The organism is Thermohalobaculum sp. (assembly GCF_058622915.1).
Genome location: NZ_JBZSYN010000207.1, coordinates 1 through 24289 on the forward strand (window position 1 = coordinate 1; position 24289 = coordinate 24289).

The 24289-nt window shown below is 69.5% G+C and carries 21 protein-coding genes; 5 read left to right on the plus strand and 16 right to left on the minus strand.

Going from position 1 to position 24289, the window contains the following annotated elements:
• Together AC32QD_RS16175 and AC32QD_RS16180 are read right to left on the minus strand one after the other, a co-directional pair.
• Nucleotides 1-734, minus strand: a 734-nt coding sequence (locus AC32QD_RS16175) for an ABC transporter permease (protein ID WP_492011541.1), incomplete at its 3' end; no start/stop codon positions are given.
• A 65-nt stretch (nucleotides 735-799) separates the two neighbouring features.
• Nucleotides 800-2344 (minus strand): ABC transporter substrate-binding protein, encoded by a 1545-nt coding sequence (locus AC32QD_RS16180; protein WP_492011542.1) that lies wholly within the window; start codon nucleotides 2342-2344, stop codon nucleotides 800-802.
• A 235-nt stretch (nucleotides 2345-2579) separates the two neighbouring features.
• Here AC32QD_RS16180 and AC32QD_RS16185 point away from each other — a divergent pair, with 235 nt between their 5' ends.
• Complete coding sequence (locus AC32QD_RS16185) at nucleotides 2580-4088, plus strand: M81 family metallopeptidase (protein WP_492011543.1); 1509 nt, start codon at nucleotides 2580-2582, stop codon at nucleotides 4086-4088.
• A 33-nt stretch (nucleotides 4089-4121) separates the two neighbouring features.
• Complete coding sequence (locus tag AC32QD_RS16190; protein ID WP_492011544.1) at nucleotides 4122-5633, plus strand: M81 family metallopeptidase; 1512 nt, start codon at nucleotides 4122-4124, stop codon at nucleotides 5631-5633.
• A gap of 17 nt (nucleotides 5634-5650) precedes the next feature.
• On the opposite strand, the gene AC32QD_RS16195 is transcribed toward AC32QD_RS16190, so the two are convergent.
• Nucleotides 5651-6316 carry a phosphoribosyltransferase gene (locus AC32QD_RS16195; protein ID WP_492011545.1) on the minus strand — a complete coding sequence of 222 codons (666 nt, stop codon included), beginning with the start codon at nucleotides 6314-6316 and terminating at the stop codon, nucleotides 5651-5653.
• A 20-nt stretch (nucleotides 6317-6336) separates the two neighbouring features.
• Nucleotides 6337-6924, minus strand: coding sequence for an HPF/RaiA family ribosome-associated protein (locus AC32QD_RS16200; RefSeq protein ID WP_492011546.1), 588 nt, complete (start codon nucleotides 6922-6924; stop codon nucleotides 6337-6339).
• Nucleotides 6925-7312: 388 nt separating this feature from the next.
• Here AC32QD_RS16200 and AC32QD_RS16205 point away from each other — a divergent pair, with 388 nt between their 5' ends.
• The gene (locus AC32QD_RS16205) at nucleotides 7313-8206 is read left to right on the plus strand and encodes an isocitrate lyase/PEP mutase family protein (protein ID WP_492011547.1); all 894 of its coding nucleotides are present in this window, start codon (nucleotides 7313-7315) and stop codon (nucleotides 8204-8206) included.
• Nucleotides 8207-8351: 145 nt separating this feature from the next.
• Here AC32QD_RS16205 and AC32QD_RS16210 read toward each other — a convergent pair whose 3' ends face one another.
• The 5 genes from AC32QD_RS16210 to AC32QD_RS16230 form a co-directional block, all read right to left on the minus strand.
• Complete coding sequence (locus AC32QD_RS16210) at nucleotides 8352-8456, minus strand: DUF2474 family protein (protein WP_492011548.1); 105 nt, start codon at nucleotides 8454-8456, stop codon at nucleotides 8352-8354.
• Complete coding sequence (gene cydB / locus AC32QD_RS16215; RefSeq protein WP_492011549.1) at nucleotides 8456-9460, minus strand: cytochrome d ubiquinol oxidase subunit II; 1005 nt, start codon at nucleotides 9458-9460, stop codon at nucleotides 8456-8458. The genes AC32QD_RS16210 and cydB overlap by 1 nt, the downstream gene beginning before the upstream one ends.
• Before the next feature lie 13 nt (nucleotides 9461-9473).
• Nucleotides 9474-10880: a cytochrome ubiquinol oxidase subunit I gene (locus tag AC32QD_RS16220; RefSeq protein ID WP_492011550.1), complete on the minus strand. Its 1407-nt coding sequence runs from the start codon at nucleotides 10878-10880 to the stop codon at nucleotides 9474-9476.
• Nucleotides 10881-10953: 73 nt separating this feature from the next.
• A complete protein-coding gene (locus tag AC32QD_RS16225) occupies nucleotides 10954-11901 on the minus strand; it encodes an MBL fold metallo-hydrolase (protein ID WP_492011551.1) in 948 nt (315 codons plus the stop codon).
• 300 nt (nucleotides 11902-12201) lie between these two features.
• Nucleotides 12202-12888: a fumarylacetoacetate hydrolase family protein gene (locus AC32QD_RS16230; RefSeq protein ID WP_492011552.1), complete on the minus strand. Its 687-nt coding sequence runs from the start codon at nucleotides 12886-12888 to the stop codon at nucleotides 12202-12204.
• Between the two features lie 311 nt (nucleotides 12889-13199).
• On the opposite strand from AC32QD_RS16230, the gene AC32QD_RS16235 reads away from it, so the two are divergent.
• Nucleotides 13200-13412: a hypothetical protein gene (locus AC32QD_RS16235; RefSeq protein WP_492011553.1), complete on the plus strand. Its 213-nt coding sequence runs from the start codon at nucleotides 13200-13202 to the stop codon at nucleotides 13410-13412.
• 19 nt (nucleotides 13413-13431) lie between these two features.
• On the opposite strand, the gene bfr is transcribed toward AC32QD_RS16235, so the two are convergent.
• The 5 genes from bfr to AC32QD_RS16260 form a co-directional block, all read right to left on the minus strand.
• Nucleotides 13432-13926, minus strand: coding sequence for a bacterioferritin (gene bfr, locus AC32QD_RS16240; protein ID WP_492011554.1), 495 nt, complete (start codon nucleotides 13924-13926; stop codon nucleotides 13432-13434).
• Nucleotides 13916-14179 carry a (2Fe-2S)-binding protein gene (locus AC32QD_RS16245; protein ID WP_492011555.1) on the minus strand — a complete coding sequence of 88 codons (264 nt, stop codon included), beginning with the start codon at nucleotides 14177-14179 and terminating at the stop codon, nucleotides 13916-13918. Before AC32QD_RS16245 ends, bfr begins: the two co-directional genes overlap by 11 nt.
• Nucleotides 14180-14306: 127 nt before the next feature.
• Entirely contained in the window at nucleotides 14307-19148 is a 4842-nt protein-coding gene (locus AC32QD_RS16250) for an NAD-glutamate dehydrogenase (RefSeq protein ID WP_492011556.1), read from the minus strand.
• 155 nt (nucleotides 19149-19303) lie between these two features.
• Nucleotides 19304-20020: a glutathione S-transferase family protein gene (locus tag AC32QD_RS16255; RefSeq protein ID WP_492011557.1), complete on the minus strand. Its 717-nt coding sequence runs from the start codon at nucleotides 20018-20020 to the stop codon at nucleotides 19304-19306.
• Nucleotides 20017-21222: a CaiB/BaiF CoA transferase family protein gene (locus tag AC32QD_RS16260; protein ID WP_492011558.1), complete on the minus strand. Its 1206-nt coding sequence runs from the start codon at nucleotides 21220-21222 to the stop codon at nucleotides 20017-20019. Before AC32QD_RS16260 ends, AC32QD_RS16255 begins: the two co-directional genes overlap by 4 nt.
• A gap of 239 nt (nucleotides 21223-21461) precedes the next feature.
• On the opposite strand from AC32QD_RS16260, the gene AC32QD_RS16265 reads away from it, so the two are divergent.
• Nucleotides 21462-22379, plus strand: coding sequence for a sugar phosphate isomerase/epimerase family protein (locus AC32QD_RS16265; RefSeq protein WP_492011559.1), 918 nt, complete (start codon nucleotides 21462-21464; stop codon nucleotides 22377-22379).
• A 22-nt stretch (nucleotides 22380-22401) separates the two neighbouring features.
• On the opposite strand, the gene AC32QD_RS16270 is transcribed toward AC32QD_RS16265, so the two are convergent.
• Both AC32QD_RS16270 and AC32QD_RS16275 read right to left on the minus strand, forming a co-directional pair.
• Entirely contained in the window at nucleotides 22402-22872 is a 471-nt protein-coding gene (locus AC32QD_RS16270) for a cyclic nucleotide-binding domain-containing protein (protein ID WP_492011560.1), read from the minus strand.
• Nucleotides 22873-22909: 37 nt separating this feature from the next.
• On the minus strand, nucleotides 22910-24289 hold a 1380-nt coding region (locus AC32QD_RS16275), incomplete at its 5' end, for an ATP-binding cassette domain-containing protein (protein WP_492011561.1).

Below are 24289 nucleotides of genomic sequence, written 5' to 3' on the forward strand. Positions count from 1 at the left end.
CCGATCACGGTGACGATCGGCACCGCCGCGTTCCTCAGCGCGTGGCGCACCAGGATCTTCAGCTCGCTCTGTCCCTTGGCCCGGGCGGTGCGGATGTAGTCCTCGTTCAGCGCCTCCATCACGGATGCGCGCGTCATGCGCGCGATCAGCGCGATGAAGATCACGCTCAGCGTCATCGTCGGCAGGGCGATGTGGCGCAGAAAGGGCAGCACCCCGTCCTGGAACGGGCTGCGATAGCCCTGCACCGGCAGTACCTTGAGCTGCATCGCCAGGATGTAGATCAGGATGTAGCCGAGCACGAACACCGGCACCGAGAAGCCGCCCACCGAGAACAGCATCACGACGCGGTCCACCAGGCTGCCCGCCTTCCAGGCCGCGACCGTGCCCAGCGGCACCGCCACGGCGATGGCGAACACTATGGTGCACAGCGACAGCATCAGCGTCGGCTCGAGCCGCTGGTGGATCAGCGTGGTGACCGGCAGGTTGGTGAAGATCGAGGTGCCGAGGTCGCCGTGGGCGAGCTGGTTGATCCATTTGAGAAACTGCACCGCAATGGGCTGGTTGAGGCCGAGCTGCTCGCGGATCCGCGCCACGTCCTCGGCCGAAGCGTAGTCGCCCGCGATCACCGCCGCGGGGTCGCCCGGCGCCAGGCGCAGCATGGCGAAGACGAACAGCGCGACCACGCCCATGACCGGGATGGTCGAAAGGACCCGCATCACCACGTAGCGCAGCATCGCCGCTCCCGGCAGGGTGCCGGCCGCGCCCGTCCACCGCGGGGGCGCGGCCGGCTCAGGTGGCGCTAGCTCACCGACATGTTCCAGAAGAACTGGACCGGCGAGCGGATCAGCCCGTGCACGTTCCTGCGGTAGGCGACCGGCACGAAGAACTGGCCCAGCTCGCCCGAGGCGCCGATGGCCCACAGGCGCTCCTGCACCTTCTTGGCCAGCTTGACCCGCTCCGCCTGGGTGGTGGCGAGCGCGAAGGCGGCGCGCGCCTTCTCCAGCTCCGTGTCCGACGGCCAGCCGAACCAGCCCTTCTGCGGGTCGCCGGAAAACGCGATGGCCATCGGGTCGATCACGTCGGCGCCGATCCACCAGGTGTGGAACATGTTCCAGCCGCCCTCGGCGACCGGGTCGCGCTTGGCCCGGCGCGAGGTCAGCGTGGCCCAGTCCATGGCCTGCACCTCGACCTTCATGCCCGCCTTCCTGAGCGCCTGGGCGGTGACCAGCGAGAAGGCCGAAAGCACCGGGATGTCGGTGGGCTGCATGATGACCACCGGCGTGCCGTCATAGCCGGCCTCCTTCAGCGCCGCCTTGGCCTTCGCCGGGTCGCCGACCTTCATCACCTCCGAGCCGACCTCGCTGGCATAGGGCGTGCCGGCGGGATAGACCGAATAGTCGGTCTTCCAGTACTTGTGGGCGCCCACGGCGGCCCGCATGTAGTCCTCCTGCTTCATTGCCATGATCGCGGCGCGGCAGATGTCCGCCTTGTCGAAGGGCGGCAGCAGGTGGTTGAAGCGGGCGAAGCCGATATTGCCCAGCGGGTCGTTGACCTCGGTGACGATGTCGGGATTGGACTCGAGCACCGGAACCAGATCGTTCGCCGGCTGCTCGAAATAGTCCACCTCGCCGGCCAAGAGCGCGTTCATCGCCGTGGTCTGGTCGGGGAAGTAATGCCACTCGACCCGCTCGACCTTGGCGATCTTGCCGCCCGCCGCCGCCGAGGGCGGCTCCTTGCGCGGCACGTAATCGGCGAACTTGGTGTAGACCACCTTCGAGCCCGGCACCCAGTCCTTCTCCTGGAAGACGAACGGGCCGGAGCCGACATACTCCTTGATCTGCTGGAACGGATCGGTCTTGGCGACCCGCTCGGGCATGATGAAGGGCACGTTGGACGAGATCTTGCCGATCGACTCCAGCACCAGCCCGTAGGGCTTGTTCAGCTTCATCACGAAGGTCTTGTCGTCGGTCACGTCGAAGCCGGCGACGGCGGTGAACAGCTGCTGGCCCATGCCGTCGCGCTTGCCCCAGCGCTCGAGCGAAGCGATGCAGTCGGCCGGCCTCACCGGCTGGCCGTCATGGAACTTCAGCCCGTCGCGCAGGGTGAAGGTCCAGGTCTTCTGGTCGGCCGAGACCTTCCAGCTGTCCACCATCTGCGGCTGCGGCTTGAAGCTCGCATCCATGGCGAACAGCGTGTCGTAGATCATGTAGCCGTGGTTGCGCGTGATGTAGGCGGTGGTCCAGATCGGATCGAGGTTCTTCAGATCCGCGTGCGGGATGACCTTGAGCACGCTTTTGCCGGCGGCGCGGGCACTAAACCCGGTGACCCCGAGGGCGGCCGGCACCAGCAGGCTCGTCCCCAATACGCGGCGTCTGGTCCAACTCTGCATTTGATGCACCCCCATTGATTTTGCGAGAGTTTTTCGCAGGGCCGACCAATCTGTCGCGCCCGAGTGCCACGATTAACGCAGTGGGCCGTTTCGCTGTCAACCGAATTGAGCCGAGTTGACGAGACCAGCGGGGCGTGGGCAATCTGCCGCCCGTTCCCCGGGCTCGGCGCTGCCATCAGGGAGATAGGCCATGCGCATCCTCGCGGCGATGATGAAGCACGAGACCAACTCGTTCTCCCCGGTGCCCACGGGGCTCGACCGCTTCGCGTCGTGGAGCCTGTACCGCGGCGACGCCGCGCTTGCCGCCTATCGCGGCACCGCCATGCCGCTGGCCGCCTATTTCGAGCTGGCCGAGGCCCACGGGGCCGAGGTCGTCTGCCCGCTCGCCGCCGAGGCGATGCCCAGCGGCCTCGTCGCCGAGGACGCCTACGAGCAGATGGCCGAGTGGATCCTCGAGCCGGTCCGCGCCGGCGATGTGGACGCCGCCTTCCTCGACCTGCACGGCGCCATGACCGCCGCCCATGTCGACGATGGCGAGGGCGAGCTGCTGCGCCGGCTACGCAAGATCGCCCCGGACATGCCCGTCGCCGTCACGCTCGACATGCACACCAACCTGACCGCGGCGATGGTCGAGAACGCCGACGCCATCATCGGCTACAAGACCTATCCCCACACCGACATGTACGATGTCGGCCGCCGCATCGCCCAACTGCTGTGGGACAAGATCGAGGGCCGCGCCGACCCGGTGATGGCCTGGGGCGCGGCGCCCGTGCTCGCCCAGACGCTGGCCATGGGCACCGCCGACGAGCCGATGGGATCGCTCCAGCAGGCCACCCGCGACGAGGAGGCCGGCGGCCTTCTGGCCGCAACCGTGCTGGGCGGCTTCCCCATGGTCGACGTGCCCCATGCGGGCCTGGCCGTCGTCACGGTGGCCGACGGCGACCGCGCCGCCGCCGCGGCCGCCCGCGACCGCCTGCTCGCCCGCGCCTGGGCGGCGCGCGCGGGCCTGATCTACCGCCACCGCGACCTGGGCCGGTCGATCCGGGCCGCGCGCGCCGCCAACGCCGCGCCGGTGGTGCTGCTGGACCACGCCGACAATGTGGGCTCGGGCGGCACGGCGGACGTTATGACGGTGATCGAGGCGGTGCTCGAGGCCGGCCTCGACCGGGTCGCCGCCGCGGCCGTGTGCGACCCGGAGGCGGCGGCGCGGATGCACCAGGCCGGCGAGGGCACGCGCCTGACGTTCGCGCTCGGCGGCAAGACCGACATGCCGGCGATCGGGCTCAAGGGCCGGCCGCTCACGCTGACGGGCCGCGTGGCGAAGCTCACCGACGGCCGCTGGACCGTCGAGGGGCCGATGTATACCGGCGTCGGCGTCGACACCGGCCCCACCGCCGTGTTCGAGACCGGCGGCATGCAGATCGTGGTGACCTCGCGCCACCACGAGCCCTGGGACGCCGGCATCCTCACCAACAACGGCATCGACCCTGCCGCCTGCACCTACATCCTGTTGAAGTCGCGCATCCACTACCGCGCCGGCTTCCAGCCGGTGCAGCCCGACCTCTCGCTGCACTTCCCGCTCGACGGCGAGGGCGTGACCACCTCGGACAACCGCGTGCTCGAGTACCGCCGCCTGCGCCGCCCGATCTTCCCGCTCGACCCGGCCGAAGATATCGACTTCGCGCCGGCGGGGACCTGACCCATGCCCGCGCGACCCATGCCTAAGCGACCCATGCCCGTGCGCGTCGCCATCGCCGGCTTCCAGCACGAGACCAACACCTTCGCCCCGATCCCGACCCGGTTCGAGGACTTCGCGCGCGGCGGCGCCTGGCCCGCGATCACCGAGGGCGAGGCGATCCGCGAGATGTTCTCCGGCCTCAACATCCCCATCGCCGGCTTCCTCGGCGCAGCCGGCGAGTTCGACCTGGTGCCGATCCTGTGGGCCGGGGCCGAGCCCGGCGGTTATGTCGCGGATGCCGCCTTCGACCGCATCGCCGCGATGATCTGCGACGGGCTGGCGCGCGCCGGCCGGCTCGACGGCGTCTATCTCGACCTGCACGGCGCCATGGTGACGCGGGGCCACGAGGACGGCGAGGGCGAACTCCTACGCCGGGTGCGCGCTGTCATCGGCCCCGACCTGCCGCTGGCGGTCAGCCTCGACCTGCACGGCAACCTGACGCCCGAATTCGCCGCGCTGGCCTCCTCGGTGGCGATCTACCGCACCTATCCGCACGTGGACATGGCCGAGACCGGCGCCCGCGCCGCCGCCCTGCTCGGTGCCGAGCTCGCCCGCGGCGCCCCGTTCGCGAAATCCTTCCGCCAGGCCGGTTTCATCGCGCCGATCACCGCCCAGTCCACCCGGCGCGAGCCCGGCCGGCGTCTCTATGCCCGCCTGCCGCAGCTCGCCGGCGACGGGGTCGCCTCGGTCGACTTCGCCTTCGGCTTCCCGCCGGCCGACATCCGCCACTGCGGTCCCTCGATCCTCGCCTACGGCACCGACCAGGCGGCGGTGGACCGCGCCGCCGAGACCATGCTGGCCGAGGTGGATGCCGCCGAGGACGAGCTGAAGAACCCGCTGGTCCCGGCGGCCGAGGCGGTGCGCCGCGCCATCGCGGTCTCCGCCCGCGCCTCCCGCCCCGTGGTCATCTGCGACCCGCAGGACAACCCGGGCGCGGGCGCCGTCGGCGACAGCACCGGTCTTCTCGCGGCGCTCATCGAGTCGGGGGCGGCGGATGCGGCCATCGGCATGATCTGGGATCCCGACACCGCCGCCCGGGCCCACGCCGCCGGCGAGGGCGCCACCATCGAGGCCCATATCGGCGGCCGCTTCCCCGAAATCGGCGGCCCGCCGGTGCGCGTCCGCGCCACGGTCGAGCGCCTCTCGGACGGCAGCTTCCTGTGCACCGGCCCGTTCTACGGCGGCAGCCACGCGCATCTGGGCCCCATGGCCTGCCTGGGCACCGGCGGGCTGCGCATCGTGGTCGGCTCGCGCCGCGCCCAGAACGCCGACCGCGAGTTCTTCCGCGCCGTCGGCATCGAGCCCGGCGAGATGCGCATCCTCGCGGTCAAGAGCGCCGTCCACTTCCTCGCCGATTACGAGCCGATCGCCGAGGAGGTGATCTTCGCCGAGGCCCCCGGCGCCAATCCCTGCCAGCTCGAGCGCATCCCCTACCGCAGGCTGCGGTCCGGCGTGCGCTTGGGGCCCCACGGCCCCGCCTTCGTTCCACCGAAGCATTCGGGGTAGCCGCGCACGCCCGCGCCTCAGCTCTTCCCGAAGCCCTCCGCCTCGGCCAGAAGCCGCCTGACCTCGTCGTCTTCGGTCTGGCGAAAGTCCTGGTAGTGCGCCCCCACCGCCCAGAACCGCGACGGCGTCTCCAGGCAGACCACGCGGTCGACCTCGCCCGCGAATGTCTCGACGGTATCGCGTGCCGCCACCGGCACCGCCATCACCACCCCGGCCGGGCCGCGGCGCCTGAGCGCGCGCACCGCGGCGCGCATGGTCGCGCCCGTGGCGATGCCGTCATCGACCACGATGGCGGTGCGGCCTGCCACCGGCAAGGGCGCCCGCGCGCCGAGGTAGTCCGCCCGGCGCCGCTCGATCTCGCGAAGCTCGCGCTCCTTGGCCTGCTCCAGCTCGCGCGCCGACAGCCCGGCCTGCGCCACCACCTCGTCGTTCAGCACCAGCACCGGGTCGGCGCCGTCGACCACCGCGCCGGCGGCCAGCTCGGGCTGCATGGGCACGCCGATCTTGCGCACCAGGACCAGGTCGAGCGGCGCATCCAGCCGCCGTGCGATCTCAAACCCCACCGGCACGCCGCCGCGTGGCAGCGCCAGCACCACGGGCGGCGCCAGCCCGGGCTCCTGCGCAAAAAGCCGCGCCAGCGCCTCGGCCAGCCGCGCCCCCGCCTCCCTGCGGTCCCTGTACATCGCCCCCCCGCTCGCGCGTCTCAGCGCGGCGCGTCGACGAAGACGCCCGCGCCGATCCGGCGCACCGTGCTGGCGTGCAAATTCACCGCGTCGTCCTGGGGCGCGATCATCAGCTCCACCGGGTCGCCGACTTCCAGCGCGTCGAAGTCCCCGTTCACCACGGCATTGCGGTGGAAATAGACCAGCCGCCCGTCGGTCACCGCGATCTGGCCGCCGCCGTCGGGCGGGCTGATCTCGGCGACCTTGCCCTGCAGGTAGGGCGTGCCGGTCACCTCCGGGCGGCCGCTGTGCTCGTCCTTCCAGCGCCGCAGCCGGCGCTCCATGGCCTCGAAGGCGTCGCGCACCGCCATCAGCGGGTCCTTGTGCATGCGCGTGTCGCCGGGCTTGCGGTCGATCGTCAGCACCCCGCCGGGCACCGTGACCTCGAGACGCACCTCGTAGTCGGCGCTGCCTCCCTTGGGCCGGCGGTGCGCGGCCTCGACGACCACGTGCACGCCGATGATGCGCTCGAAGAACTTCTCGAGCCGCGTCACCCGCTCGTTCACGCGCTGTTCCACATCGCGCGCCGGGTCCATCTCGTGCCAGACAATCTCGACCGGTAGCTGCATGGGGGGTTTCCTCCGTTTCTTGCCGAACGAGGATGGGCGCCGGCAGCGTCGCGCGCCGTGACGTCGATCAAGCCCCCCGGCCGCCGCGGAATGGCCTCGCGGCCCTCCTCTCGCAGCGCCTTGACCGATGCGGGCACGGCCCGGCGCACATCCTCCATCTCCCCCTCAAAGATATGCAGTCTCATCACCGAGATAACCTCCCCGACGCCAATCTCCGCGTCGAAATCGCTATCCGCGCTGAAAATCCGCGCGCCTGGAATGGCTTGCACGCCACCAGCCCTCACGGGGCACGCCGCGCAAGAGGATCGGCAGCCTGGCCGCGGCCGTCTTGCCCCACGCCACGGGACAGGCTTTTACTGCGGCGAGCGCAGCGACGGGAGGAGAGAGGATGACCAGCGAACTGGCCCAGCGGCGCAGCCGCCTGCGCCAGCGGGTCGCGCGACGCGACGCGCTGATCGTGCCGGGCGGGCCGAACGCGCTGACCGCGCGCATCATCGCCGATGCCGGGTTCGAGGCGGCCTACGTCACCGGCGCCGGCGTCGCCAACACGCTGCTCGGCGTGCCCGACATCGGCCTCGTCACCCTGACCGAGATCGCCGGCCAGGTCGCGGCCATCGCCGAGACCTGCCCGCTGCCGCTGATCGTCGACGCCGACACCGGCTTCGGCAACGCCGTCAACGTCCACCGCACGGTGCGCGTGCTCGAGCGCGCCGGCGCCGCCGCGATCCAGCTCGAGGACCAGGTCTTTCCCAAGCGCTGCGGCCACTTTGCCGGCAAGGCGGTGATCCCCGCGGCCGAGATGGCGGCCAAGGTCCGTGCCGCCACGGACGCCCGCGAGGACCCGAACCTCCTCATCATCGCCCGCACCGACGCCCGCGCCGTCGACGGCCTCGACGCCGCGCTCGAGCGCACCGCCCTCTATATCGAGGCCGGCGCCGACCTCACCTTCGTCGAGGCCCCCGTCTCGGACGAAGAGATGCGCGCCATCACCGCGCGCCTGCCGGTGCCGCAGGTCGCCAACATGGTGGTGGGCGGCCGCACGCCGCTCATGCCGCAGGCCGAGCTGGCGGAGATCGGCTTCGCCGTGGTGCTCTACGCCAACGCCGCATTGCAGGCGGCGATGCGGGCGATGTCGGAGGTGCTCGGCGCGCTCGGCCGCGACGGCGGGCTCGACGCCGTGGCCGACCGCCTCGCCGGCTTCGACGAGCGCCAGCGCCTGGTTGCCAAGCAGGTCTACGACGCGCTCGAGGCGCGCTACGCGGGGGCCGAGGGCGCGCGCTGAGACGCCGCAACTCGCACGGGTGCTGCCGTCCGACTCCCGGCAACGCCCGCAGGGCGCCGTTAACCATGAAACATGGCCCACGGCGTGTTTCCTGTAAAATCAATTCGTTAAGCCCATGTCCACGCGTGGACAGGGCGCGCCGCCCTCAGACCAGCACCGCCCGGATCGCCAGCGCCACCGCCCCCACCGCGGCCACGCTCGCGGCCCACAGACCGACGAACCAGGCCAGGCGCTTCAGCACGGGCGGCATCAGTGATAGCCCTCGCCCGGGCGCACCTTGCCGCGAAACACCCAGTAGGCATAGGCGGTATACGCCAGGATCAGCGGCACCAGGAACACCGTGCCCACCAGCAGGAAGCCCAGGCTGCGGTCCGGCGCCGCCACCTGCCAGATGGTCAGGCTGGTCGGCACCATGTAGGGATAGAAGCTGATGCCGATGCCGACATAGCACAGCACGAACAGGCCCAGCGCGGCGAAGAACGGCCGCCGGTCGCGGCCCGTGCTCAGCCCGGTCATGAGCTGGTAGGCGCACAACAGCACCAAAGCCGGCACCACCACGCTGAAGCCGACGCTGGGCAGGTCGAACCAGCGGTGGAAATAGATCGGCTGCAGGAAGGGCGTGGCCAGGCTCACCACGCCGATCAGCGCCACCGTGGCCAGCCCGGTGACCCGGGCGAAGCCCCGCGCCCGCTCCTGCACCGCGCCCTCGGTCTTCATCACCAGCCAGCAGGAGCCCAGGAGCGTGTAGCCCACCACCAGCGCCGCCCCGGTCAAGAGCGAGAACCAGCTCAGCCAGTCCCACCAGCCGCCGGCATAGGCGCGGCCCTGCACCTCGATGCCCTGCACCAGCGCGCCCAGCGCCACGCCCTGCGCGAAAGCGGCGAGCAGCGAGCCACCGGCGAACGACCAGTCCCAAAGGAACCGCCCGCGCCGCGTCTTCCAGCGGAACTCGAAGGCGACGCCGCGGAACACCAGCGCCAGCAGCATCGCGATGAGCGGCGCGTAGAGCGCCGTCAGGATCACCGAGTAGGCCAGCGGGAACACCGCGAGCAGCCCGCCCCCGCCCAGCACCAGCCAGGTCTCGTTGCCGTCCCAGATCGGGGCCACCGTGTTCATCAGCAGGTCCCGCTCCTCCTTCTCGCGGTAGAACGGGAACAGCATGCCGACACCCAGGTCGAAGCCGTCGAGCACGACATAGGCCAGCACCGCGAAGGCGATGATGCCGGCCCAGATGAAAGGAAGATCGATCGCCATCGCCGCCTCCCGCTCAGCCCGACCGGACCAGCCGGTCGAGCAGCCCGGCCACCGGGGTGATCCCGGCGCTGCGCACCGGGCCGAGGTCGCCGATCTTCTCGGCCTCGGCCGGGCTGCGCGACATCAGCCGCAACACATAGAAGGTCCCGGCACCGAACACCGCGAGGTAGACGACCATGAAGGCGATCAGCGAGCCGCCCACCGCCGGTGCCGCGACCGGCGAGACGCTGTCAGCGGTGCGCAGCAGCCCATAGACCGTCCAGGGCTGTCGCCCGACCTCGGTGGTGATCCAGCCGCACAGCACGGCAAGGAAGCCGCTGGGGCCCATCGCGACCGCCGCGCGTTGCAGCCAGCGTGCCTGATACAGCCGGCCCCTGAGCCGGGCCCAGCCGCCCCACAGGCCCAGCCCCGCCATGGCGAAGCCGATCGCCACCATGACCCGGAAGGTCCAGAAGATCAGCTCGGCCGAGGGCCGCTGGTCCCTAGGAAAGGCCTTCAGCCCCTTCACCTCGCCATCCCACGAATGGGTCAGGATCAGCGAGCCCAGATGCGGGATGGCGAGCTCGTGATGCAGCGTCTCGGCCTGGTCGTCGGGAATGCCGAACAGGACCAGCGGCTGGCCCTTGCGGGTCTCGTAGTCGCCCTCCATGGCAGCGATCTTGGCGGGCTGGTACGCAAGCGTGTTGAGCCCCTGCTGGTCGCCGGCGATGATCTGCGCCGGCGCGGCGATCAGCGCCATCCACATGGCCATGGAGAACATGATGCGCGCGCTGCGACGCTCGGGCTCGCGCAGCAGGTGCCACGCGCCGATCGACCCGACGACGAACGCCGTGGTCAGATAGGCTGCCAGCACCATGTGCACCAGACGGTAGGGGAAGGAGGGGTTGAAGATCACCGCCCACCAGTCCACCGGCACGAACTGCCCGGCGGCGTTCACGGAATAGCCTGCCGGCGTCTGCATCCACGAGTTCACGCTCAGGATCCAGAAGGCCGAGAACAGCGTGCCCACGGCCACCATGGCGGTGGCGAGGAAATGCAGGCCCGGCCCGACCCGTTTCAGGCCGAACAGCATGACGCCCAGAAAGCCGGCCTCGAGGAAGAAGGCCGAGAGCACCTCGTAGCCCATCAAGGGCCCGATCACCGGCCCGGCCTTGTCGGCGAACACTGACCAGTTGGTGCCGAACTGGTAGGACATCACCAGCCCCGACACCACGCCCATGCCGAAGACCACGGCGAAGATCACCTTCCAGTAGTCGAACACCCTCATATAGGCGTCGTCGCGGGTCACCAGCCACATCAGCTCGAGCACCGCGAGATAGCTCGCCAGCCCGATCGTGAAGGCGGGGAAGAAGATGTGCGCCGAGACCGTGAAGGCGAACTGGAACCGGGCGAGATCCAGGGTGTGAAATCCGAGAAACATGCGAAGTATCCGCTACTGCGAACAATCTGCGCCGACTAGCGTGGACTACATTGCCAGAAAATCAAACGCGGCGTCAGGTCCCGGGCTTGAGCCGACCGCTGGGAGCGAAACGGTCGAGCGGCAAGCGCAGCACGCGCCGGCCCTTCGCATCGGGCTCGGGCAGCCGCCCGCCCCGGATGTTGACCTGGAGCGCGGCGAGCATCCGGTCCGGCAGGTCCAGCGTGGCATCGCGCTCGCTGCGAACCTTGATGAATTCTTCGCGAGAAGGCTTTGAAGAGAAATGAATATTGCTCTTCCAGTGCTCGGCCACCGTAGCCATGCAGGCGGCTGTCCGGCCGCCCTTGCAGTAGTCGTGGCCGATGAAGAGGCGCGTGTCGGCCGGCAGCCGCAGGAGGCGCATGATCGTGTCGTAGAGCTGGCTGGCATCGCCGCCGGGGAAGTCGGCGCGGCTCGAGCCCGAGTCGGGAACCATCAGCGTGTCGTGCGCGAACACCGCGTCGCCGACGACATAGCTGACCGAGGCCAGGGTGTGGCCGGGCGAGAACCAGACCTCGACGCCGAGCCCGCCGACCTCGAGCCGGTCGCCCTCGTCGAGAAGCCGGTCCCAGTGACCCGGCTGGTCCGCGAGGCTGTCATCGGCATAGAGATCGGCCCAAATCTCCTGCACCTTCAGGGTGTTGCGCCCGATCGCCTGCTTTGCGCCAAGGCGCTGCGCGAGATAGTTCGCGGCCGAGAAATGGTCGGCATGGGGGTGCGTGTCGAGCACCCAGACAGCCTCGAGGCGCTTTTCCTCGAGATAGTTGGCGATGCGATCGGCCGAGGCGGTCCAGGTGGCGACGGGGCCGGGGGCGTATTCGAGCACCGGGTCGACGATGGCGGCCTTGGCGCTCGCCGGGTCGGAGAAGACATATTGCCAGCTGCCGGTGTCGGGCTCGTAGAAGGCAGCGACGTCGGGGCTGCCGGAGCGCCCGGACGATGGGAAGAATTGGACGTAACCGTCTGTTTTCTTGCTGCTATCCATGTCCATCTTGCTCCATGACAGGTTGTTGAGGCCGTGCCGGCGCCAGACCTCATATAACAGCCACAGATTGTGATTTCATCCCTTTGCGGGACGGCCGGGCCGAATTTGTCGCACCCCTTCGGCAGGCAGCGCATGGAGGTCGGGCCGGGCGGATGCGGCGCTCAGGCGAGGAAGCACGCGCCCTCCGTGAGCACGGAAAATTCTTATAGGTCTTATATAAGACCTATAAGAGTCCCGGGCCGGGAAACCCGCGCCTCGCAGGCCGCCGGACGGAGCTCTGCAGCCCCGTCGCGGGGTGGCTCAGACCACCTTGCAGCGGAGCTCGCCCACCCCCTCGACATGGCCGTGCAGCGCGTCACTGCGCCGGACCGGACCGACGCCCGAGGGCGTGCCGGTCAGGATCAGGTCGCCGGGCTTGAGCTCGAACAGGCCGGAGAGGTAGCAGATCATCTCCGGCACCTTCCAGATCATCTGCCCGAGGTCGCCCTCCTGGCGCGTCTCGCCGTTGACCTTGAGCCAGATGGCGCCGGTCGAGGGATGGCCGATCTCGGCGGCGCGCACCAGCTCCGAGCACGGTGCCGAGTGCTCGAACGCCTTGCCGATCTCCCAGGGCCGGCCGGCCTTCTTGCACTCGCCCTGCAGGTCGCGCCGGGTCATGTCCAGCGCCACGGCGTATCCCCAGACGCAGTCCATGGCCCGCTCGACCGGGATGTCCGTGCCGCCCCTGCCGAGCGCCACCGCCAGCTCGATCTCGTGATGCACGTCCGAGGAGCGCGGCGGATAGGGAAAGTCCGCCCCTTTGGTCATCAGGTTGTCGGGGTTTTTTTGGAAGAAGAACGGGTCCTCGCGGTCGGGGTCGTGGCCCATCTCGACCGTGTGCGCGGCGTAGTTGCGACCGACGCAATAGACGCGGTGCACGGGAAAGATCGCGTCCGAGCCGCGGACCGGGAGCCAGGGGCGCTCCGGCGGCGTGATGGCGTACTCCATTTCCTTCGTTCTCCTCGTTCGGGAATCACTGGCCGGGAATCATTGGGGCGGGGCGGCATAGTAGTGCCCCCCGGCGCCCGCGCCAGACAAGGCCCTGCGGCAAGGGACCGCCGGCGGGCAGCGGACCAGCGAAAAATCCGCATCCTCCGTGACGTCTGTCACAGTCAATCCGTCCCGGCCACCGTTAGGGTTCCGCCACTCATCGGGCCGGGCGCGCAGTTCCGCCCGTCCGACCGAAGAAATCGGTCTTCCGCTGCTTGCAACACCGGGGGCCCAGCCGAAGCGGCTGGCAAGCAGCTTGGAGAGGACCAATGACCGAACCAGCCGGATTCGCTGCCGACAAGCGAGGCGCGCTGCGCAACGATCGACTCGTGCTCGGCGCGATTGCGCTCGCCCTCCTCGGCATCCTGGCCCACGGATTGCTCGGCGTTCCTCTCGGCGCGCTGGTGGGGAAAAGCGACCCGGGCGTCGTGACCTTCGCGGCAAGGCTGGAGCTAGCCTCCCCCGATTTCGGCGTGCGCTAGCGAGGCGGCGGCCGGCCCGTCAGCCCTGCTCCTCGGCCTCGTCGACCGCGCTGGCGTTGAGCTGGCCGTAGTTCTGCTCGCCGACGCTCTTGTAGAGCTCGAGCTGGGTTTCGAGGAAGTCGATATGGCCCTCCTCGTCGGCCATCAGCTCCTCGAACAGCTTCATCGAGACGTAGTTGCCCGCCTTGTGGCAGGTCTCGCGCGACCGGGCATAGAGATCACGTGCCTCGCGCTCGGCCTCGAGGTCGCATTCGAGCACCTCCTTGACCTTCTGCCCGATGCGCAGGGGGTTCAGGGTCTGGAGGTTGGGGTGGCCCTCGAGGAACAGGATGCGCTCGACCAGCTTGTCGGCGTGCTGCATTTCCTCGATCGACTCCTCGCGCCACTTGCTGGCGAGCTTGCCGAAGCCCCAGTCGTCCATCAGGCGATAGTGCAACCAGTACTGGTTGACCGCGGTGAGCTCGTGCTTCAGCGCGGCGTTGAGTGCCTCGATGACCTTCTTGTCACCCTTCATGCGTCGCCCCTCCGTCGTTGCTCGCGCGCAGGTCGCGCAACTCGGCCGGGAAGTCGGCCGGAACCGCAGTATTGCGATCCTGCCGCATTACCGCAACGAAGAGCGCAATGCAGCCCCCGCAGTCGGGTCGCTTGCCCAGCGCCCGGTAGACCCGGCCTGGCGTGATGATGGTGTCGGGAGCGGCCGCGCGCATCCAGCCGATGGCGCGGTGAATCTCCTCGGACGTGATCACGGCGCAGGAGCAGACGATCATGCCAGCGGTTCCGGGCCTTCCCGTCGTGGTTCGCGAGGCATAGAGGTAATATCGGCGCGCGCCCGCCGCCACCCCGCACTGTGTCGCAGAGCCCGGGCGCCGGCGCGGCGCCGGCGCCGGCGCCGTTTCAGGCCGACCTGATCGCCCGGAACAGCGAAGCGGCCACCGCCAGCTTGGCGACGCTGAGCGCGCCACCTGACTTCAGCTCGGCCAGCAGCCGGTCGGCGCGGTCGGCGACCTCGGCGTTCTCCTCGGCCCATTTTTGCAGGCTGGCGGCGCCTGGCTTGGCTTTCGAGAGCCCGAGCGCCGCCGCCCCGATCGCCGATTGCTGCGCGCGCAGATCGGACATCAGGCGGCCGAGCGCGATGCGCTCCCAATGGTCGGACGGGCGCACCTGGCGCGCCAGCGAGCGCAGCCAGTCCAGCTCGAACCGCGCGCCGGCGGCGAAGTAGTTGGCGGCCACGTCCGCCACGCCGCGCTCGAGCCGGCTCGCGGCCTCGACCACGTCGACGGCACCGCCGAGAAGCTCGAGCGCGGCCACCTCCGCCGCCAGCTTCTTCGGCGCCTTGGCCTTCTCCAGCTCGGCGGTGCGCTGGCCCAGGCGCTTCTTCGAGTAGGCGGTGATCGTGTCCTGCGCCGTCCTGGCGATCTGCTCGACGCCGGGGCGGAAGAACTCGATCGCCTGGCCGATGTCGCGCCGGCCGCCCTGCACGAGGCGCAGGCACTGGGCGGCCATCAGGTCACCGAGTGCGAGGTGCATGTCGAGCTGCGTCGCCGCCGGGGCCTTGTTGTCGAGCGCGTTGATCTCGCCGGCAATGGCGCGCAGGCCGAAGACCTCGCGCGCGATGATGTAGGCGCGCACGCTTTCCGATGCCGCGGCGCCGGTCTCCTCGCGCAGGCGGAAGTAGAGCGAGGGTCCGACCTCGTTGACCAGCGCGTTCGCGGCCACGGTGGCGATGATCTCGCGCCGCAGCCGGTGGTTGCTGACAGCCTTGCGGTACTTGGTGTGCACCGGCTCGGGCATGTAGTCGAACAGCAGGCGCTCCATCCACGGGTTGTCGGGCACGTCGGAGGCGACGAGGTCGGAGAACACGTCGATCTTGGCATATGCGACCAGCACCGAGATCTCGGGCCGGGTTAGGCCGCGCCCGTCGCGGGCGCGCTCGGCGAGCTCCTCGTCGTTTGGCAGGAGCTCGACCTCGCGGCTGAGGACGCCCCGCGTCTCGAGCCAGTGCATGAAGCGCGAATGCTCGTCGAGAAGCTGAGGCGCGCGCGCCTCGACCATGCTGATCGCCAGGGTCTGGTGGTAGTTGGTCTTGAGCACCAGCCCGCCGACCTCGTCGGTCATGCGGGCGAGCAGGGTGTTGCGCTGCTTCTCGGTCATGTCGCCGGCGGCAACGACGCTGCCCAGCGCGATCTTGATGTTGACCTCGTGGTCGGAGCAATCGACGCCGCCCGAGTTGTCCACCGCGTCGGTGTTGAGCTTGATGCCCCTGAGCGCCGCCTGGATGCGGCCGCGCTGGGTGACGCCGAGATTGGCGCCCTCGCCGATCACCTTGACGCGCAGCTGGGTGGCGTCGACGCGGATGGCGTCGTTGCCGCGGTCGCCGACGTCGAGATCGGTCTCGTGGTCGGCCTTGACGTAGGTGCCTATGCCGCCGAACCACATGAGGTCGGCCGGCACCTTGAGCAGCGCGCGCATCAGCTCGAAGGGCGTGACCTTGTCGGCCTTCAGCCCGGTGAGCTGCTTGATCTGCGGCGTCAGCGCGATCGACTTCGCCGCGCGCGAGAAGACGCCGCCGCCCTTGGAGATGAGCTTGGCGTTATAGTCCTGCCAGCTCGAGCGGGAAAGGCCGAACAGGCGCTTGCGCTCCTCGAAGCTCTTCGCCGGGTCGGGCTCGGGGTCGATGAAGATGTCGCGGTGGTCGAAGGCGGCGAGCAGCCTGGTCTGCTTCGACAGGAGCATGCCGTTGCCGAACACGTCGCCCGACATGTCGCCGACGCCGATGGCGCTGAAGGGTTCGGACTGGATGTCGGACCCCAGCTCGCGGAAGTGGCGCTTGACCGCCTCCCAGGCGCCCTTGGCGGTGATCGCCATGCCCTTGTGGTCGTAGCCGTGCGAGCCGCCCGAGGCGAAGGCGTCGCCGAGCCAGAAGCCGTAGCTGAGCGCCATCTCGTTGGCGATGTCGGAGAAGGTGGCGGTGCCCTTGTCGGCGGCGACGACCAGGTAGGGATCGTCGTCGTCGTAGCGGATCACCTCCGCGGGATGCACCACCTTGCCGTCCACCAGGTTGTCGGTGATGTCGAGCAGGCCCGAGAGATAGGTGCGGTAGCAGCGGATCGCCTCGGCCTGGACCTCGTCGCGGCTGCCGCCGGCGGGGAGGCGCTTGGGCAGGAAGCCGCCCTTCGAGCCGACCGGCACGATCACCGCGTTCTTCACCATCTGTGCCTTGACCAGGCCCAGCACCTCGGTGCGGTAGTCCTCCTTGCGGTCGGACCAGCGCAGGCCGCCGCGGGCGACCGGGCCGCCGCGCAGGTGCACGCCCTCGACCCAGGTGCAGTAGACGAAGATCTCGCGCCAAGGCCGCGGCAGGGGCAGCTCGTCGAGCGCGCCGGAGTCGAACTTGAACGAGACGTAAGGCTTGGGCCGTCCGTCCGGGCCCCGCTGGTAGTAGTTGGTGCGCACCATCGCGTCGATGACGTTGCGGAAGCGGCGCAGGATGCGGTCGACGTCGAGGCTGGAGACCTGGTCGAGGGCCGTCTCGATGCGCTTGCGGATGCGCTCGGCCTCGGCCTTGCGTCCGTCCGCCTCGCCGCGCGCCGGGTCGAAGCGGGCCGAGAACAGCTTGACCAGGTCGCGAGCGATGGCCGGGTTGGCGGCCAGCGCATCCTCCATGTACTCGATCGAGTAGGGGATGCGCGCCTGGCGCAGGAAGCGGCCGATGGCACGCAGCAGAACGGTCTGGCGCACGCGCAGGCCGGCCAGCACAACCAGGCGGTTGAGCCTGTCGTCGTCGGCCGCGCCGGCCCAGACGGCGGCGAACGCGTCCTCGAGCTTGTCGCGCAGGGCGGCGAGGTCGACCTCGCCGCCGCTGACCGTCTCCATGAAGAAGTCGTGCAGCCAGACCGCCTCGTCTCCGGCCTCGTCGCCGCTGCGCAGCACCTCGAAGGGGTGCTCCTCGAGCACGCGGAAGCCCATGTGCTCGAGCACCGGAAGGCAGTCGGACAGCGGCAGCGAAGTGCCCAGATGGTAAAGCTTGAAGCGAACGGCCGACTCCGGGTCCTCGAGACGGCGATAGAAGTTGATCGCCAGCGGCGTGTCGCCGGTCAGCGTCTGCATCTTCTCGATGTCGTCGATCGCGCCGCCGGCGTGGAACATGTCGCGGTAGCCGACGGGGAAGCCGCCGCCATAGCGCGCGTAGAGCCGGTTGCCGGTATCCTCGCCCTTGCGGTCGACCAGCGCCTCGCGCAACAGATCGGTCCAGCTGCGCACGACGCCGACGATGCGCTCCTCGATCTCGGCCAGGTCGTATTCCGCGATGCCCCCCGGCTTCGCGGCGATCACGAAGTGGACCCGGGCCAGCGGGGTGTCGTCGCCGAAGGACGGGCTCCAGGCGGCCACCCGGCCGTTGAAGGCCTCCGACAGCAGCTCGCCCAGCCTGACGCGCAGCTCGGTGTTGTAGCGCTCGCGCGGCACATAGATCATGCACGACATGAAGCGGCCGAACCGGTCGGGCCGCACGAACAGCCGCGTGCGCGGGCGGGCGGCGAGGTGCAGCACACCCAGCGCGTTGTGGTAGAGCTGGTCGTCGGAGGACTGGAACAGCTCGTCGCGCGGGTAAGTCTCGAGCACATTCGTCAGCGCCTTGGCATCGTGGCTGCCCGGCGCGAAGCCGGCGCGGGCGATAATGCGTTCGACCTTCTGGTGCAGCAGCGGAATCTCGCGCGGGCTGCGGTTGTAGGCGGCCGAGGTGAACAGCCCGACGAAGACGTGCTCGCCGATCACCTTGCCCTTCTTGTCGTAGCGCTTGACCCCGACCGCATCGAGATGCACCCGCCGATGCACGCTGGAGCGCCGGTTGGCCTTGATGATGAGCAGCGGCGAGCCGGCGGTGAGGAAGGCGTACATCTCGGGCGACCAGTCGGCGGGCTGGCCCTCGGCGTTGCGCATCACGGTGAAATCCGGGTCGCGCATCAGGCCGAGGCCCGAGCCCTCCACCGTGTCGGACCCCTTCTTCTCTCCGAGCAGCCGGTACTCGCGGCAGCCGAGGAAGGTGAAGTGGTCGGCGGCCAGCCACTCGAGGAACTCCACGGCGTGGGTGGTGGCTTCCTCGGCCCCCTTCGGGACCTCGCTGCGCAGACCCTCGGTCACCTTGCCGAGCCGCTCGAGCATGGCCCGCCAGTCCTGGGTCGCGGCACGCACATGCTGGAGCACCTCGCGCACCTCGCCCTCGAGCCGGGCGAGCCGGTCCTGGTCGCCGATCTGGTCGACCTGCACCTGGATCACCGATTCGTGCAGCGCCCCCTTGGTGCCAGGCTCTGCGAAGCCGGTGCGGTTGCCCTCGCGGTCGCGAGTGACACTGACGATCGGATGCATAAGCGCGTGAATGCCCGCGCCCCGCTCGGTCAGCAGCGAGGTGAGCGAGTCGACCAAAAATGGCATGTCGTCGTTGACGATCTCGAGCACCGAGTGCACCGACTCCCAGCCATGCTCGGACATGCGCGGGTTGTACAGCCGAACCTTGGCCTCACCCGGCTTGCGCCGGGCGCTGAAGCGCCATAGCGCGAGCGTGGCGCCGTAGACCTCCTCGGGCTCGCGCTCGATCACCTCCTCCGGCGAGGTCCTGGAGTAGAATCGGTCGAGCGCCTCGCCGAAAGGCGTCAAATCCGCCTTGCGCAGGCGCTCCTGCGCCAGCTCGCGCACGGCCGTCAGCTTGGCATGCAGGCGTTCCAGCTCTGCTTCGCGCATCGCTCCCTCTCCCCTTTCGCGTCCCGCGGCCGGGAGCCTGGGGCCCCGGGCGGCAGGGCGGGACGGATGTTGTGTTAGCGGGCCCAGCCCGCGCGCGCATCATGCGCGGGCAGCGGCGGCCGATCAACCGCCGTTTCGGATGGATGACAGCCGGCTCAGCCACTGTCGTCGACATAGTCGCGTATGCTGGCGGCACTCTGCTCGAAGAGCAGGTGGCGCTCCTCGTTGGTGGGCGGGGCCTGGCGGCGCCACTCCTTGCCGAGGTCGACCGCGCGCTGCACCGCCGGGCGCTGCTTGACGCGCTGACGCCAGGCGGCGAGGTGCGGGAAGGGATCGAGCGAGGCACCGAGCGGCTTGGCGATCAGCACCCAGGGCCAGCAGATCATGTCGGCGATGGTGTAGGCGTCGCCGACGATCCAGTCGCGTCCCTCGAGCCGGCGGTCGAGCACGCCGAGGCAGCGGTCGTATTCGCGCGCATAGCGCTGCCGCCCGTAGTCGCCGACGCCCTGAGGCGCATAGTTCACGAAGTGGCTGATCTGGCCGGCCATGGGCCCCAGATTGCCCACCTGCCAGAACATCCACTCCATCACCTGCTTGCGCCGCAGCGGCTCGGCGGGCAGGAAGCGGCCGGCCTTGTTGGCCAGATGCCACATGATGGCGCCCGATTCGAAGACCGGGACCGGCGCCCCACCGGTGTCGTGGTCGACGATGGCGGGCATGCGGTTGTTCGGGCTGATGCTGAGGAACTCGGGCCGGAACTGGTCTCCCTTGGAGATGTTCACCGGGATCGGCCTGTAGGGCAGGCCCAGCTCCTCGAGCAGGATCGCCACCTTCCAGCCGTTCGGCGTGGGCCAGTAGTAGAAGTCGATCACGTCTGCTCCTCCTCATCCGCCGCGGCCGCGCCGGCGCCGATCAGGTCCTCGATCTCGGCCGCGGGTATGCCGGCCTCGGCCAGCACCTCGCGGGTGTGCGCGCCGAGGCGCGGCGCGCCCCGGCGTAGCTCGGCCGGCGTGGCGGAGAAGCGCGCGGGGCTCGCCGCCTGGCGCAGCCGGCCGGCCTGCGGATGGTCGGTCTCGACCACGATGGCGTTCTCGGCCACCTGCGGGTGGCGGATCATCTCGCGCCGGGTTAGCACCGGGGCGCAGGGCACGTCCTCGGCCTCGAGCCGCTCGATCCAGTCGGCCGTCGTGCGCGTGCGCAGCGCCTGCTGAGTCAGGGCGAGGCGCTCCTCCTTGTGGATCTCGAGCCCCTCGGCGTCGCGAAAGCGGGGATCCTCGATCCACTCGGGGCGTTCGCAGGCGCGCGCCAGCCGCTCCCAGTCGGTGCGGCGAAAGGCGGCCACCGAGATGTAGCCGTCGGCCGTCTCGTAGATCAGGTCGATGAAGCTCTGCGCCGTCTCCGTGTCGGGCTCGTCGCCCACGAAGGTATGCGCGCCCATGTCCGAGCTCCACAGGAAGGCGATCACTGTGTCGAGCATGGAAAGGCGCACGTGCTGGCCCTGGCCCGTACGCGCCCGGGCCAAAAGCGCGGCGCAGATCGCCTGCGCCACGGCAAAGCCGGTCAGCTTGTCGGGCAGGATCGTGCGGATGAGCGCCGGGCGGCGCTCGTCGGCGCCGGCCTGAACCGTGGTCAGTCCCGAGAGCGACTGGATCAGCGGGTCGAACACGGGCTTCTTCGCATAGGGTCCGGTTTCGCCGAAGCCGGTGATCGAGGCATAGACGATGTCCGGCTTGACCGTGCGGAGATCCTCGTAGCCGATCCCGAGCCGCTCGGCCACGCCGGGGCGGAAGTTGAGCAGCGCCACGTCGGCCCCCGCGATCAGACGCCTGAGGGCGGCGACGCCGCGCGGGTCCTTGAGGTTCAGCACCACCGAGCGCTTGTTGCGGTTGTTGTTGAGGAACGAGGCGGAGAAGCCGCCGCGCCGGGTGGCGACCGCACGGCTGTGGTCGCCGCCGCCGGGCGACTCGACCTTGATCACGTCGGCGCCCTGGTCGGCGAGGATCATGGCGCCGAGCGGCCCCGAGACCATGCCGGTCAGGTCGATCACGCGCACCCCGTCGAGCGGTCCGGGCATCTGGTCACTCCCGCCTTTGTCGAAGCAATGGAAGCGCGCATAACGAAGATTGCAATGGCAGAAGGCGGCGGCGGCTCATCGGGGAGTTCCCGGCGGCCGGTGCGGCCCCCGATTGACCTAAGGAGCAAAGCCTGCTTCTATGCCGAGATGGGATAAAGTGACCCATTTTTCGGCCCATATTGCATGCGAGCTTTGCGAGTAAGGAAGCGACAACGCGTATTCGGTATTCGGGTGAGAAATTGAAACAGGTTCTGATCGGCTACACGCTCTGGCCCGCGAACTTCGATCTGGTCGATCCCGGCCCGTTCCTGGACGAGGCCGAGGGACTTGGCGTCGATACCGTGGAGGTGCCTTTCTTCGCCGCGCGGCTGATGGCGGACGGCGCCATCCTCGAGCCCACCGCGCGGCTGTTCGAACGCGCCATGGAGGGCCGGCCGTTTGGCTGCACGACCCACGCCCTGCTCTCGATCAACCTGATGGATCTGCCCGAGCGCGCGGTGGCGCATGAGCGGCTGGCCTCGGCCTGCATCGAGCTTTCGGCGCGGCTGGGTGCGCGCAACATGGTTCTGCACTGCGGCATCAGCGCCGAGACCGGCGACGCGCTCGAAGCCGCCTATGCGCGCCAGCGCGACGCGCTGGCCAGGCTCGGCGACATCGCGGCCGGCCACCGGGTGTCGATCTGCGTCGAGACCATCTGGAACTTCGACGGCCGCGAGACGGCGCTGCCGAGCCGGCTGGCCCAGGAGATCCGCGGCGTCGGCCACAATTCGGTGAGGGCGACGCTCGATTACGCCCACGCGGCGCTGCAATGCTCACTCAAGGGGGCGGACCTGGACACGGAGGTGGCGGCGCTGGCACCGCTCGCCGTGCATCTGCACGTCAACGACTGCTTCGGGACCGTGCGCCATGAGTCGATCGCGCTGGGCGGTGAGATGCTGGCCTATGGCAGCGGTGACCTGCACCTGCCGCTCGGCTGGGGCGCGTTGCCCTTCGAGCGTCTGCTGACCGAGCCCGCCTACCCCGACGAGGTCGTGATCAACGACGAGCTGCATCCGACCTACTGGTGCGCTCTGGGCGAGGATGTGGCCGAGATGCGCCGGCTCGCCGCGCGGATGCTGCGCAACAACGCGCCCGCCGCGACCGGGCTCGCGACCTGATGCCGACGAGACCGGCCGCGCCCTAGCCGTGCTCGGCCAGCGCCGCCTGCTGGGCGAGCACATGCGACAGCTCGCGGGTGGTGCGCTCCAGTCTCTTGCCCAGGACGCGGACGAGCTCGACCGAGATGTCGGGGAACTCGCGGATCAGGTTCATCACCACGTTGCGCTCGAGCCGCAGCACCTCGAGGTCAGTGCGGGCGGCGATCGCCGTGGAGCGCGGCTGGTCGCAGATCACCGCGAGCTCGCCAAAGATCTCGCTTTTGCCCAGGGTCGCCACCACCTGCTCGCCGCTGTTTGCGGGCATCAGCACGTCGACCTGGCCGCCGAGAACGATATAGGCGGCGTCGCCCTCGTCGCCCTTCTCGAACAGGCGCTCGCCGGCGTGATAGGTCAGCGCCTCGGCCATCATGGCGACGACCTTGGGCTGCTTCTGGTCGACATTGCGAAACAGCGGCATCTCCCGCAGGATCTCGACCGCGCGGTTCAGGTTCATGGAACGCTCCTCCCCATCGTCCCGTCGGCGGCGATGTTCATGCCGGTTCCCTCGACGCCGCCATTTCCTCGCATTGCACGGAGCTGCTGTCGTCGATGTCGATCCTGAGATCGGCGTCGTCGATCACCGGGTCGTCGGCGGCGAAGACGAATGCGGCCTCGGGCACCTCCTCGCGCACCGTCGCGCGCAGGGCGCGGTCCATTTCCCCGCCGCCGGAGGCGACGCCGTCCAGGATCACCAGGGCGGGACGCTTCAGAAGCGCGCGCACCACCGCCACGCGCCGCCGGGCGGTGGCCGAGAGGTTCGAGCCGCCGCTGCCCGCCGGCGTGTCCAGGCCGAGCCTTATCAGCTCCTTGCGCAGGCCGGCCGACTGGATCGCCGCCTCGATTCGCTCGGACAGCTGCCGCCAGGCGGCCTTGCGGTCCTGGCGCCGCTTGGCGTTGAGGATGTTCTCGACCACCGAGCGGCCGGGATTGAAGCGCGCCTCGTCGAAGAAGACGAACCCGTCATGGTCCTTGAGATGCTGGCGCGTCTTGGCCTGCACCTGCATCAGCCGCTCGATGCGGCCCTCGTCCAGCACCTCGAGCCGGTCGCGGGTCTGCACGAAGGGCAGCGCGATGACCAGAAGCGTCTCGCGCTGCTCGGGCTTGATCGCCGAATTGGGTTGTCCGCGGAATGTCTCGGCCAGCTCGGCCGCCATCAGGATGTCGGCTTTGGGGTAGGCCGGAAAGCCGTCGAGCACCGAGGACTGCTCGCCAACGGTTTCGACCAGCGTGGCGAACTCCTCGGCGATGTCGCGCCCGATCGCCTCGAGCTCGGCCTTGGCACCCGAGGCGTCGAGGGCCCCGGCGATCATCGGCATTCGAATGACCTCGCGCAGGTCGCCGGGCGGCTCGACCGGCATGCCGAAGAGCACGTTCTCGAGCAGATCGCCATTGTTGTTGAAGCGTCCCGCTTCCCAGGTCTCGACCACATCGGCGAGCCCCTTGGGGCCGAAGGCGCTGTGCAGCTCCGCGCGCGCGGCGAGGATCGGGTCGGTCCAGCGCTCGGCATCCTCCTTGCGCACACGACTGTCGAGAGCACCCGACACCAGGTCGTCCGCCAGCCCGACCCGGTCGACCAGGGTGAGGAGGCGTTCATCGAGCTCCTCGGGGCCGGCCGCGCCGGCGGCGGCGTAGTCGATCCAGTCGCCGTCGGGATCGGCGGTTATGTTGCCGGTCTTGCGCGCCTCGCGCAGCAGCGTCATCGCCTCCGCGGAGGCGTTCTCGGTGAGATCGGGGGCGTTGCGCAACAGCCCGTAGACCAGATTGTCGCGGATCGAGCGCGACAGAATCCCGGGCTCGGCGCCCACATATGCCAGCGTCGCACCGAGCTCGGGCAGCGTCAGCTCGATCAGCGAGTGCCCGGCGATGGTGAC